This window comes from Aminobacter sp. MDW-2 (assembly GCF_014250155.1).
In the GTDB taxonomy this organism is placed as follows: domain Bacteria; phylum Pseudomonadota; class Alphaproteobacteria; order Rhizobiales; family Rhizobiaceae; genus Aminobacter; species Aminobacter ciceronei.
Window position 1 is genome coordinate 5,035,217 of record NZ_CP060197.1, and the last position, 12,432, is coordinate 5,047,648.

The window sequence follows — 12,432 nt, forward strand, 5'->3', positions numbered from 1 at the left end:
GGTCAGGCTGCCTTCGAAGCACGGAGTTCGAGGGCGATGAACAGGCGCCCGTCCTCGACCTTGAGCGGGATGGTCCTGACCGCGCCTTCGTCGGCGCCGAGCGCCTTGCCGGTTTCGAGCGAAAACACCCAGTTGTGCAGCGGGCAGGTCACCGCCGCACCATGGACGATGCCCTGGCTCAGCGGCCCGCCCTTGTGCGGGCAGTGGTCCTCGATGGCGAAGACCTGGTCTTCGGCGGTGCGGAACACGCCGATCTTGCCCTGGGGCGTGTTCACACAGCGCGCACCGCGCAACGGTATGTCGGCGATCGTCCCGATCGCGATCCAGTCCATCTCGCTCATTCCGCTGCCTCCGCATAGCCGACCGAGGCCATCGGGCGGAACTCGTGCTTGTCCTTGCCGGAGACGCGCTCCGACCATGGATCGACCTGGGCGAATTTCTGGGAAAAGACGAAACGCTCGTAATAGGCCTTGCGCTTGCCGGCATCGTCGAGGATCTGGCGCCTGATCTCGGCAATGCCGACACGCTTGGCCCATTTGTAGATGCGTTCGAGATAGCGGCCCTGCTCGCGATACATCTGCGTCAGCGCGACGATGACCTCGAGCGCCTCGTCCTCCGATTTCACAAGGCCGAGCACCTCGGTGCCCTTGATGTCGAGGCCGGCAGCACCGGCAAAATGGACCTCGAAACCGCTGTCGACGCAGATCACGCCGATGTCCTTGCAGGTCGCCTCGGCGCAGTTGCGCGGGCAGCCCGACACCGCCATCTTGAGCTTGGCCGGCGTCCACGAGCCCCACATGAACTTCTCGATGCGGATGCCGAGTCCGGTCGAATCCTGGGTGCCGAAACGGCACCAGTCGGAGCCGACGCAGGTCTTCACCGTGCGCAGGCCCTTGGCATAAGCGTGGCCCGAGACGAAACCGGCCTTGCCAAGATCGGACCAGACCGCCGGCAGGTCCTCCTTGCGGATGCCCAGCATGTCGATGCGCTGGCCGCCCGTCACCTTGACCAGCGGGATCTCGAACTTGTCGACGACATCGGCGATGGCGCGCAATTCGCCTGAGCTGGTCACCCCGCCCCACATGCGCGGCACCACCGAATAGGTACCGTCCTTCTGGATGTTGGCGTGGACACGCTCGTTGATGAAACGCGACTGGTAGTCGTCGGCATATTCGTCGGGCCAGTCGCAGACGAGGTAGTAGTTGAGCGCCGGCCGGCACTTGGCGCAGCCGCAGGAGGTCTTCCACTGCAGCTCCTGCATCACCTCCGGGATGGTCTTCAGGCCCTTGGCCTTGATCAGGCGGCGCACGTCGTCATGGCCGAGCTCGGTGCATTTGCACATCGGCTGCACGGCTGTAGGGTTGTAGCTGTCGCCCAGGGTCAGCGACATCAGTTGCTCGACAAGGCCGGTGCAGGAGCCGCAGGACGCGGACGCCTTGGTATGGGCGCGGACGTCGTCGAGCGAGGTCAGCCCCTTCGCAATGATGGTGCCGGTGATCTTGCCCTTGCAGACGCCGTTGCAGCCGCAGATTTCTGCATCATCCGCCAGTGCCGCAACGGCCGCCATAGGGTCCAGCGGCGATCCTCCCTGATAGGCCTGGCCGAAGATCAGCGTGTCGCGCATCTCCGAAATATCGGTCTGCTTCTTCTTGAGGTCGTTGAACCAGGCCCCGTCACCCGTTTCGCCATAGAGCACCGTGCCGATGACACGATTGTCCTTGAGCACCAGCCGCTTGTAGATGCCGGCTGCGGCATCGCGCAGCACGATCTCCTCGCGGTCGTCGCCATCGGCGAAGTCGCCGAGCGAATAGAGGTCGATGCCGGTGACCTTGAGCTTTGTCGGCGTGTCGGAATGGACGAAGCAGGCCGTCTCGTCGCCAGCGAGATGGGCCGCTGCGACGCGTGCCATCTCGTAGAGCGGCGCGACGAGCCCGTAGACCTGGCCGCCGACCTCCGCGCATTCGCCGAGCGCAAGGATGTCGGGATCGGAGGTGCGCATGCCGTGGTCGACCACAATGCCGCGATTGGTGTCGATGCCGGCATCCCTGGCGATCGATGCATTGGGCCGGATGCCGACTGCCATCACCACCAGCGTCGCCGGGATGATGGTGCCATCGGCGAGTTCCACGCCCTCGACCTTGCCATCGCCGACGATGGCCTTGGTGTTGGCCTTGGTCATCACCTTGATGCCACGCGCCTCGACCGCCTTCTGCAGGAGATAGCCGGCGGCAGGGTCGAGCTGGCGCTCCATCAGCGTCGGCATGACGTGCAGCACCGTCACATCCATGCCCTGCTCCTTCAGTCCCGCCGCGGCCTCCAGGCCGAGCAGTCCGCCGCCGATCACCACCGCCCTGGCGCGTGACTGGGCGGCAAGCAGCATGGCGTTGACGTCGTCGAGGTCGCGGTAGGTCAGCACGCCGGGCAAATCCGTGCCCGGCACCGGAATGATGAAGGGCACCGAACCGGTGGCGACGACCAGCCTGTCATAGGGTTCGGTGACGCCATGGTCCGATGTGACGGTCTTCGCCACGCGGTCGATGGCGACGATCCTGTGGCCCTTGTAGAGCGTGATGCCGTGCTTGATGTACCAGCCGTCGCCGTGGATCACGATCTCCTCGAAGGCCTTCTCGCCCGACAGGACCGGCGACAGCATGATGCGGTCGTAGTTCACGCGCGGCTCGGCGTTGAAGATGGTGACCTGGTAGCGGTCGGGTGCTGCTTCCAGCAGATGTTCCAGCATGCGCCCGGGGGCCATGCCGTTGCCGATGATGACAAGTCTCTCGGTCATTGCTGTGCTCCTCGACAATGTCACTGGGCAGCGAAGGTCAGCGGCGCGTCGGCGCTTTCGCGCGACATCCGGCGGATCGACAGGTGCATCCAGACCAGCGATGCCACGACGATGGCGAACAAAAGCATGAAGCAGCTCGACCACAGGCCGGTGAGGTCGTTGAGCGCGCCGAATGCGATGGGCAGGATGAAGCCGCCAAGGCCGCCGATCATGCCGACGAGGCCGCCGACGGCGCCGACATTTTCAGGATAGTAGGCCGGGATGTGCTTGTAGACGGCGGCCTTGCCCAGGCTCATGAAGAAGCCGAGCACGAAAGCGACGACCATGAAGGCGATCGGCCCGACCTCGAAGTGGAAGGACATCGGTCCGCTGATGCCGTGCACGACATAATCGGCCGTCGGCAGCGACAGGATCAGCGTGGCGATCGCCGAGACGCCGAAGGTCCAGTACATCACCGTGCGGGCGCCGACGCGGTCGGAGAGGATGCCGCCATAGGCGCGGAAGATGCTGGCCGGGATCGAATAGGCGGCACCGATCATGCCGGCGGTGACGATGTCGAAGCCATAGACGCCGATCAGGTAGCGCGGCAGCCACAGAGCCAGGGCGACGAAGGCGCCAAAGGAAAAGAAATAATAGAGGCCGAAGCGCCAGACCTGGACGTTGCGCAGCGGCGCGAACTCGGCCCAGAAGCTCTTTGCCTGTCCGCCATGGATGCGGCGCTGGCGGATGACGGGGTCGTCCTCGCTGCCGAACCAGAAGATGAAGGCCATGAAGCCGAGGCAGGCAGCCCAGATCAGCGCCACTTCCTGCCAGCCGCCGGCAAGCAACACGAAGGGTGCCAGGAACTTGGTGACTGCGGCGCCGACATTGCCGACGCCGAAGATGCCGAGCGCCGTGCCCTGCTTGCCGGCCGGAAAGAAGCGCGAGACATAAGCGACACCGACGGCGAAGGAGCCGCCGGCGAGGCCGACGCCGAGGGCGGCGATCAGCATCTGGGTGTAGGTCTGGGCAAAGGCGAGCAGGAAGGTGGCGATGGCCGCCGCCAGCATGGTCGCGGTGTAGACGAGACGCCCGCCGAAACGGTCGGTCCAGACGCCGAGCACGATGCGCACCAGCGAGCCGGTCAGGATCGGCGTGCCGATGAGCAGCCCGAACTGGGTTTCGGAGAGGCCGAGCTCCTGCTTGATGCGCACGCCGATGATCGAAAAGATCGTCCACACGGCAAAGCAGACGGTGAAGGCGATGGTGGAGATGGCTAGCGCCCTGACCGGAGCATTGTCCTGGCTGGGCGCGGCTGGGAGGGTGGTGGTCATTGTCGGCTCCGTTGTGCGGCGTGGGAGGCGCCGCGCTGATCTGGATCGCGAAAACAAAAAAAGCTGCCGGCCAGGGTCGCGCGTCCGTACATCCGGGATCGCGGTCATCTGGTCGGCAGCTTCGCCTGGGGCGCCCGCCATTGGACGCCGATATGTCTGGCCCTGCCGCATCGTGCTCACCGAAACTCGATCTCGAGTTTCAGGCCGATGCGGTGGCCTCGTCTACTGCAATGCACAAGCCGTGCCAGTTTCACTGATCACGGCGTTCCCTTTTATTTTCAGATGCTTATGTAAAATCGGCCGCATTGGCTGCCGAATTACAGGCGATCAATCGATAGCCAACTCACGTCGGCACCTGCCCAATTTATGTGCAGTGCACAAAAATTGACGACCGATCAGCCGGCCACGTTCAGCTGGGCAGCGATGTAGCCGTCGAGATCGTCGGGATCGAACAGGCCGCCGTCAAAGAATCCGTCCGGCCCAAGCACCAGGCTGGCGCCGGCCGAGCCGACCGGCGTCGGCACCGGCAGCGCACCTTCGACCTTGGCATTGGCGCCGGGCAGTGCCGCCCCCAGCGGCTTGAGCGCGGTGCGGTAGAGGTCGGGACGGTAGGTGTCGCGGGCGATCGCGGCATTGGCGGCGGAATGCTCCACCTGGCCCCAGCGCACCATCTGGCTGTAGAACCACAAGGCATGGCTCTTCCACGGGAAGGTCGCGGCCTTGGCCTGCGGCACGAAGAAGTCGTCAACGTCGACGAGACTGTCCACTGCCGTGCCGAGATGGCCTGACAATGCCGGCAGCATCCATCCGGCCGGGCGCCCGACATAGGCAGGCGCCGCCATGATGCCGGCAAGCTCGGCGTGATTGGCCGGTTCCGCGCACCACTGCGCCGCATGGTGGATGGCGCGCAGCAACGCCGACAGCGCCTCGGCATTGGCCTCGCCCCAGCGCGCGTCGGCGCCCAGCACCTTCTCCGGGCTGGAACGCCAGATCTTGGCCTTGACCGTGGCGATGCGGCCATGGCCGAGCAAAACGGCGGCGGTGTTCCAAGGCTCGCCGGCGCAGAAGCCGTCGAGCGCGCCCGAGCCCAAGGCATCGGCCATCAGCGGCGGCGGCAGGATCACGATCTCGACGTCGCGGTCGGGATCGATGCCGCAGGCAGCCAGCCAGTAACGCAGTTCGTAGTTATGGCCGGAATGCGGATGAACGACGCCGAGACGCAGCGGCAACGCGTTGCTGCGGGCACGCGCGGCGACGACGGCGCGCAGCGCCTCGCCGACGGCACGCGGCGAAAGATCGTCGCTTGCGCCATGGCCGGCCATGTCGTGCCACAGCGCGTTCGACACGGTGACCGCATTGCCGCCGAGGCCGAGCGCCATCGGCACGACGGTGTTGGCCGCCAGCGGGGTCAGGCCGAGATTGCAGGCGATCGGCATCGGCGCCAGCATGTGCGCGACCTGGAAATGCCCGACCGCGAGCCGGTCGCGGATGTTGGCCCAGGAGGTCTCGCGCAGCAAGGTGAGCTCGATGCCTTCGGCCGCGGCAAAGCCCTTCTCCCGGGCCGCGACCAGAAGCGCGCTGTCGAGCAGCGGCAGGAAACCGGCTGAAATCTCGAAGCGGGCCTCGCTCATGCGTCGTCTCCCAACAGGCCTGCAGCGGTGACGAGGCTTTGGGCGATCTCCGACAGCTTGCGGTTCTGGTTCATCGCCGCCTTGCGCATCAGCGCATAGGCCTCGGTTTCGGAGATGCCGCGCGACTTCATCAGGATGCCCTTGGCGCGGTCGATCACCTTGCGGTCCTCGAGTTCGCTGCGCGCCTCCTCCAGTTCGCGCGCCAGCCGCGAAAACGCATTGAAGCGACTGACCGCCATGTCGAGGATCGGCTTGACCCGCTCGCGCTTCAGCCCGTCGACGACATAGGCGGAGACGCCGGCATCGACCGCGGCCTCGATCGAGGCGCTGTCGGAGCGGTCGACGAACATGGCGATCGGCCGCTTCACCGCTCGTGACAGCTGGAACATGTTCTCCAGCATGTCGCGGTTGGGGTTTTCGAGATCGATGACGATTACGTCGGGATTGATCTCGGCGATGCGTCGGCCGATGCCTGAAACATCGTGGACCAGCGTGACGTCCTCATGCCCGGCCTCGCGCAGCCCCGCCTCGATGATCGAGGCGCGGATGCGGTTTTCGTCGATGACGAGTACCCGGAGCGCGGCGGTCTTCATGCTCTTCTTCTTTGCGCGCCGGCCGTCATTGTGCAACGCAAAAATGCAGTGGCGGCCGTGGCAAAGCAAAAGGCCCCGGATCATCGCTCCGGGGCCTCTTTCATTTCAGATCATCCGCTCAGTGATGGTGGGCGGGTTCCGCCATCTGCGCGGCGTCGGGTTCCTCGACATGGGCGGCGAGGTCCTTGCGCGAGATGAAGGTGTAGAACATCGGTACCACGAACAAGGTGAAGATCGTGCCGACGATCACGCCGCAGAAGATCACCAGACCCATCGAATAGCGCGCGGCGGCACCGGCGCCCGAAGCGATGATCAGCGGCACCACGCCCAGCGCCATCGCCGCCGTCGTCATCAGGATCGGCCGCAGGCGAACCTTGGCCGAAGCGATGATCGCCTCGCTGCGCGACAGCCCATGCTCTTCACGCTGCTGGTTGGCGAATTCGACCAGCAGGATGCCATGCTTGGTGATCAGTCCTATCAGTGTGATCAGACCGACCTGGGTGTAGATGTTGAGCGTGCCCAGCCCGAGATTGAGCGGCACGATGGCGCCGAAGATCGACAGCGGCACCGACATCATGATGATGAACGGGTCGCGGAAGCTTTCGAACTGCGCCGCCAGAACCAGGTAGATCACGACGATGGCCAGGCCGAAGGCGATCAGGATCGTGCTGCCCTGCTCGCTCTCCAGACGCGACTGGCCGGAGTAGTCGATGAAGAAGCCCGCCGGCAGCAGCGGTCGGGCGATTTCCTCGATCGTCGTCAGGCCGTCGCCGGTGGTGACACCGGGCACCGGCAGTGCCGAGATCGTCGCCGAGTTGAGCTGGTTGAACTGCTCGATCGAGGCCGGCGAGGAGTTGGTCCTGATCGACACGACAGCCGACAGCGGCACCATCTGCCCGTTGACGCTGCGGACGAAGAACTCGCCGAGCTTCTCGGGATTGTTCCGGTATTCCTCCGGCACCTGCATGATGATGTCGTAGCTGTTGGAATCCCGGTCGAACTCGGCGATCGACCCACCGCCGACAAGCAGGCTCAGTGTCGTGCCGATGTCGCGCACCGACAGGTTGAGCGCTGCCGCCCTGTCGCGGTCGATGGTGACCGTGACCTGCGGCGCATCGAAGGACAGCGAGTTCTGCACGACGATGAAGCGGCCGGAGGCCTGCGCCTTCTGCTTGATCTGTTCGGCCACCTCGAAGACCTGGCTCGGATCGCCGGTCGACTGGATGACCATCGAGATCGGCAGACCGCCGCCGGCGCCCGGCAGTGAGGGCGGTGCGAACACCAATGCCTCGACGCCGCTGACCTTGGACAGGCGCGCCTGGATGTCCGCCTGGATCTCCTTCTGCGAGCGCGTGCGGTCGGCCCAGTCCTTCAGCACCCAGACGGTAAAGCCCGAATTGGTAGCGCCGCCCATGCCGACGATCGAGAAGCTGGTCTTGAGCTCCGGCAGGTCCTTGGTGAGGTCGCGGATCTGGTCGGTATAGAGGGTTGTGTACTCCGTCGTCGCATAGCGCGGCGCCGTGACCAGCGCAAACAGCGCTCCCTGATCCTCTTCCGGCGCCAGTTCGTTCGACGTCTTGAAGAACATGAAGCCGGTCACGCCGACGAGTGCGACGACGATCAGCAACGTCACCGGCCGGTATTTCAGCGAGCCGGCGACCAGGCGTTCATAGCGGTTGGCGATGCGTTCGAAGGAACGGTCGACGAACTGCGCGAAGCGGCTGTGGTTGCCGGCCTTGAGCATGCGCGCCGACATCATCGGCGTGATGGTGACCGCGATGAAGCCAGACAGGATGACCGCACCGGCAAGTGTCACCGCGAATTCGCGGAACAGCGAACCGGTCAGGCCGCCGGTGAAGGCGAGCGGCGCGAACACCGCGGCAAGCGTGATGGTCATCGCGACCACCGGCCCGAAGATCTCGCGCATGCCCTTGAACGCCGCCTGCATCGGCGACATGCCCTCCTCCATGTGGCGGTGGATGTTCTCCACCACCACGATGGCGTCGTCGACGACAAGGCCGATGGCAAGCACCATGGCCAAAAGCGACAGAAGGTTGATCGAGTAGCCCATCATCAACAGGATGAAACAGACGCCGATCAGCGACAGCGGGATCGTCACCACGGGCATCAGCACCGAGCGGAACGAACCGAGGAACAGCAGGATGACGACGATGACGATGGCCACCGCTTCGGCGATGGTCTTGAACACCTCTTCGATCGAGGCGCTGATCGTCTCGGTCGAGTCATAGACCATGGTGATGGTCATGCCCTGTGGCAGGCTGGCGCTGATTGCCGGCAGCTCGTTGATGACCGCGGCCGCCGTATTCAGCGGGTTGGCCGACGGCGTCGGGAAGATGCCGATGAAGGTGCCGGGCTGGCCGTTGAAATTGACCACCGTGTCGGTGCTTTCGGCGGCCAGTTCGACATGGGCGACGTCACGCAGCCTGACGACGTTGCCGTTGTCCGACTTGAGCGGCAGCTCGCCGAAGGATTCCGGCGTCTGCAGCGTCGACTTCATGGTGATCGAGTAGGCGACATACTCGTTTTTGGTCTTGCCGGGCGCCGACAGGAAGTTGGACGCGTTGATGGCCTGCAGCACTTCGGCTGCAGTCAGGCCACGCGCGGCGAGCTTCACCGGATCGACCCAGACGCGCATCGAATAGTTGGCGGCACCGAGCACCTGGACTTCGGCAACGCCCTCGATCGTCGACATGCGCGGACGGATGACGCGCTGGATGTATTCGGTCAGCTCCTCCGAGCTCATGTTCGGGTTCTGCATCGCCAGATACATGATGGCGAACTGCTGGCCTGTGCCCTTGACGATGGTCGGATCCTTGGCGTCGGACGGCAACTGCCCGCGCACCTGCTGGACCTTGGACATCACCTCGGTCAGAGCCGTGTCGGGATTGGAGCCAAGCTCCATCTGCACGGTCACCGTGCTCGACGACGGCCGGCTCTGCGAGGTCACATAGTCGATGTTCTCGGTCGTCGCCACGGCGGCGGCGATCGGTGCCGTGATGAAGCCCTGGATCAGGTCGGCGCTGGCGCCGGGATAGACGGTTGTGATGGTGATCACCGTCTCCTCGACCTTGGGGTACTGGCGCACCGACAGGTTGAACAGCCCCTGGAAGCCCAGGAGAAGGATCATGAGGGCGACCACCGTCGACAGGACGGGGCGGCGGATGAAGATGTCTGAAAAACTCATTTTGCAGCCGCCTTGGCATCGGCCGAGGTGACCGGCGAGACCGTGTTGTCGACCTTGACGGGGGTGCCGTTGGTCAGCCTGTTCTGGCCGGCGATGACAAGTTCGTCGCCAGGCTTGATGCCTTCGATGATCTCGACGCGGCCTTCCGAACGGCGGCCGACCTTGACGAAGACCTGGCTGACTGTGAGCGCCGGTTCAGCGTTGGCCTCCGCCGGTGCTGCGGCGGCTGCCGCAGCCGGTGCGGCCGCACCTTCGGCGACAGGCTTGGCCTCGGCCGGACGCACGACATAGACATAGTCGCCATAGAGGCTGGTGGTCAGCGCCGTCTGCGGCACGGCCAGCACGCCATCTTCCCGGGGCAGCTCAACGCGCACGCGCACGAACTGGCCGGGGCTCAGCTTGCCGTCAGGATTGGTGATCTCGGCACGGACCGAAACCAGGCGGCTTTGCGGATCGACCTTGGGATCGATACCGACAACAGCGCCCTTGAAGGCCATGTCGTCGGCGGTCACACCAAAGACGACCGGCTGGCCCATCTTCAGCGAGGCGAGCTGCTGCTCGGGCACGGAAAAGTCGGCACGCATGGTGTCGAGGTCCTGCAGGGTGGCAACGATGGTGCCGGGGGCGAGATACTGGCCGTCATCGACCTTGGGAATGCCGATGGTGCCGTTGAACGGGGCACGCAGCTGCTTCTGGTCGAGCACGGCCTGCAGCTTCTGCACCTGCGACGCCGAGGTCGAGGCGGTGGCGCGGGCGGCATCGAGCGCCACTTCCGAACCGACGCCGCGGCGCTGCAGCTCGATGGCGCGGTCGAGCGACTGCTGGTCGAGCGCGGCCTGGGTCTTGGATGCGGCGAGGTCCGCCCGCTGGACGGTGTCGTCGAGCTGGATCAGCACGTCGCCCTGCTTGACGCGCTGGTTGGCGGCGAAATTGATGTCCTTGATGATGCCTGCCTGCTCGACCGTCAGGTCGACGCCCTGCGAGGCATTGACCGTGCCGATCGTTTCAATGCCGGGCGTCCAGGGAGCCGGTTCGACCTTGGTGGTCGCCACCGTCACCGACGCGACCGGCATGTTGGCGAAGAACTGCTGGATCGCATTGTCGCGGAACATGTTGAAGCCGACGATACCGCCACAAACAAGGACAAGCAGAACGAGAGCGATGATGAGACGCTTGATCAAAGGAGACCCCAATCGATTTGGAACCGCATATCCCCGGATGGGTTGCGGTGCACAATGGACCCATTTCGGCGAAAACCCAAGGGCGGCGGGCTTACTGTACCGTCTGGACGGTATTGTCAACATACGATAAAGTGAACTTACAGGAGGTAGCGCCGATGGCTGGTCATCGACCGAGTTCACGCGACAAGATTCTGGCCGCGGCCAGCGAGCTGGCCGACATCGTCGGCCCGGGCAACTTGTCGCTCGACGCGGTGGCCCAGCGCGCCGGCGTGTCGAAGGGCGGATTGCTGTATAATTTCCCGACCAAGGCCAAGCTCATGCAGGCGCTGGTCCAGGACTATCTCAAGAGCTTCGAGGATGCGCTGGAGGCAGAGGCGTCAAAGCACGGCGATGCCACCAAAAATAGTCTGACCGCCTACATTGAACTGTCGGCGCGGGAGTGCGAACAGAAGCAGCCGTCAGCGGCCGGAGTGCTCGCAGCACTTGCCGAAGACCCCAATTTTCTCAACCCGGTCAGGGACTTCAAGCGCCAGTTGCTCGACCGGCTGAAGTCGGAAACGCCTGACACCGCCAAGCTGTTGGTGGCGTTCCTTGTCATCGAAGGACTGCGCAGCATGAAGCTGTTCGACATGGACATATTGAACGACGACGAGCGCAACATGGCGCTTTCCTACCTGCTCGGCGAAGCCGCGGCTTCTTAAGGCAGTCGCGGTAAGGCGGTCGCGTCAGGCGGAGCGCTGCTTTTGCGACATTTGCCATTTTCCTACTATACGTTGCGTCGAGTTTATGAGATTCAACCACCGCACAAAATATCGTTGCATTCGAACGCCTGGCCATGTTGCCCAATGGTTGCGCGTAGTTTAGCGGTACACGTATATAAGTGAGCCACTATATGACTTCGTCGTTGCCCGTCACCCTCGTCGTGACAGTGGATGCCGAAGCTGGGCCCCGGCGCAAGTCGGCGCATGCACAGCTTTCAGCGCTTTCGTGGCCCTTCGCGTTCGTCGAAGGGCTTACCCCTCAATGCGCTGAAACCATTCAGCTTTACGACGCCCGGCAGAACCGCAGGCATTCCAAGCGACCGCTGGCGCCGGCAGAAGTGGCGGCCTATGCCAGCCACCGCAAGGCAATGCGCGCCTTCCTCGACACCGACGCGCCAATGGCCCTCATCCTCGAGGACGATTTCCGCTTGCTCGAGCCGGCAGCCTTTGCCGCCCGCATCGCAGCGCTGCAGCAAGCGCCTGTCGAATGGGACATCCTCAAGCTGTTCGATTTCCAGGATCGGCCTGTCGTGGACTCCGTCGCCGTGGCCGACATCGCCATCGTTTCGCATGGCAGCCCGACCGCCGGCATGGTCGGCTACCTGATCACACGACGCGGCGCGGAGAGTTTCCTGAGCCGGGCGACCGTCTATCGCCAGATCGACGAAGACATAAAGTTCTTCTGGGAGCTCAAGCTGCGCGTGCTGTCGGTCAAGCCCAATCTGGTGACCGACGTCAGCGCCGAACTCGGCGGCAGCCTGATCGAAGCCGATCGCAACGAGGTCAAGCTGAGGCGGCATTGGACCGTGTCGGTCAAGGCGCTCGGCCAGACCGCGCTGCGCCAGATCAACTACCGGCGTCACCGCAAGCACTACAGTCTCAAGCTCAAGTAAGTTCGGGACCAGTTCGCTGCGCGAGCGCAGACCAGTTCGCTTCGCGAGCGCAGATCAGTTCGCTGCG

General features: G+C 64.2%; 9 protein-coding genes. 2 read left to right on the top strand and 7 right to left on the bottom strand.

The genetic code is table 11. The features are described 5' to 3' along the window. Positions 1 to 2 precede the first annotated feature (2 nt). The 7 genes from nirD to H5P29_RS24895 form a co-directional block, all read right to left on the bottom strand. The gene (gene nirD / locus H5P29_RS24865) at positions 3 to 332 is read right to left on the bottom strand and encodes a nitrite reductase small subunit NirD (protein ID WP_067966946.1); all 330 of its coding nucleotides are present in this window, start codon (positions 330 to 332) and stop codon (positions 3 to 5) included. A gap of 5 nt (positions 333 to 337) precedes the next feature. Beyond that, complete coding sequence (gene nirB / locus H5P29_RS24870) at positions 338 to 2,788, bottom strand: nitrite reductase large subunit NirB (protein ID WP_154385987.1); 2,451 nt, start codon at positions 2,786 to 2,788, stop codon at positions 338 to 340. A gap of 20 nt (positions 2,789 to 2,808) precedes the next feature. Continuing rightward, a complete protein-coding gene (locus H5P29_RS24875) occupies positions 2,809 to 4,101 on the bottom strand; it encodes a nitrate/nitrite transporter (RefSeq protein ID WP_154385988.1) in 1,293 nt (430 codons plus the stop codon). 395 nt (positions 4,102 to 4,496) lie between these two features. Beyond that, positions 4,497 to 5,732, bottom strand: coding sequence for a CmpA/NrtA family ABC transporter substrate-binding protein (locus H5P29_RS24880; protein WP_154385989.1), 1,236 nt, complete (start codon positions 5,730 to 5,732; stop codon positions 4,497 to 4,499). Next, complete coding sequence (locus H5P29_RS24885; protein ID WP_067966949.1) at positions 5,729 to 6,325, bottom strand: ANTAR domain-containing response regulator; 597 nt, start codon at positions 6,323 to 6,325, stop codon at positions 5,729 to 5,731. The genes H5P29_RS24880 and H5P29_RS24885 overlap by 4 nt, the downstream gene beginning before the upstream one ends. 118 nt (positions 6,326 to 6,443) lie before the next feature. After that, the gene (locus H5P29_RS24890) at positions 6,444 to 9,530 is read right to left on the bottom strand and encodes an efflux RND transporter permease subunit (RefSeq protein ID WP_154385990.1); all 3,087 of its coding nucleotides are present in this window, start codon (positions 9,528 to 9,530) and stop codon (positions 6,444 to 6,446) included. Next, positions 9,527 to 10,711, bottom strand: coding sequence for an efflux RND transporter periplasmic adaptor subunit (locus H5P29_RS24895; protein ID WP_246670808.1), 1,185 nt, complete (start codon positions 10,709 to 10,711; stop codon positions 9,527 to 9,529). Before H5P29_RS24895 ends, H5P29_RS24890 begins: the two co-directional genes overlap by 4 nt. 155 nt (positions 10,712 to 10,866) lie before the next feature. Between H5P29_RS24895 and H5P29_RS24900 the strand changes: the two genes are divergently transcribed. Together H5P29_RS24900 and H5P29_RS24905 are read left to right on the top strand one after the other, a co-directional pair. After that, entirely contained in the window at positions 10,867 to 11,412 is a 546-nt protein-coding gene (locus H5P29_RS24900) for a TetR/AcrR family transcriptional regulator (RefSeq protein ID WP_154385992.1), read from the top strand. 191 nt (positions 11,413 to 11,603) lie between these two features. Next, positions 11,604 to 12,365 (top strand): glycosyltransferase family 25 protein, encoded by a 762-nt coding sequence (locus tag H5P29_RS24905; RefSeq protein ID WP_154385993.1) that lies wholly within the window; start codon positions 11,604 to 11,606, stop codon positions 12,363 to 12,365. Positions 12,366 to 12,432 lie beyond the last annotated feature (67 nt).

What these genes read in the sequence shown, in the direction of transcription:
- H5P29_RS24905 (WP_154385993.1), top strand. Translation starts at nt 11,604, where the DNA reads ATGACTTCGTCGTTGCCCGTCACCCTCGTCGTGACAGTGGATGCCGAA.
- nirB (WP_154385987.1), bottom strand. Translation starts at nt 2,788, where the DNA reads ATGACCGAGAGACTTGTCATCATCGGCAACGGCATGGCCCCCGGGCGC.
- nirD (WP_067966946.1), bottom strand. Translation starts at nt 332, where the DNA reads ATGGACTGGATCGCGATCGGGACGATCGCCGACATACCGTTGCGCGGT.
- H5P29_RS24890 (WP_154385990.1), bottom strand. Translation starts at nt 9,530, where the DNA reads ATGAGTTTTTCAGACATCTTCATCCGCCGCCCCGTCCTGTCGACGGTG.
- H5P29_RS24875 (WP_154385988.1), bottom strand. Translation starts at nt 4,101, where the DNA reads ATGACCACCACCCTCCCAGCCGCGCCCAGCCAGGACAATGCTCCGGTC.
- H5P29_RS24885 (WP_067966949.1), bottom strand. Translation starts at nt 6,325, where the DNA reads ATGAAGACCGCCGCGCTCCGGGTACTCGTCATCGACGAAAACCGCATC.
- H5P29_RS24880 (WP_154385989.1), bottom strand. Translation starts at nt 5,732, where the DNA reads ATGAGCGAGGCCCGCTTCGAGATTTCAGCCGGTTTCCTGCCGCTGCTC.
- H5P29_RS24900 (WP_154385992.1), top strand. Translation starts at nt 10,867, where the DNA reads ATGGCTGGTCATCGACCGAGTTCACGCGACAAGATTCTGGCCGCGGCC.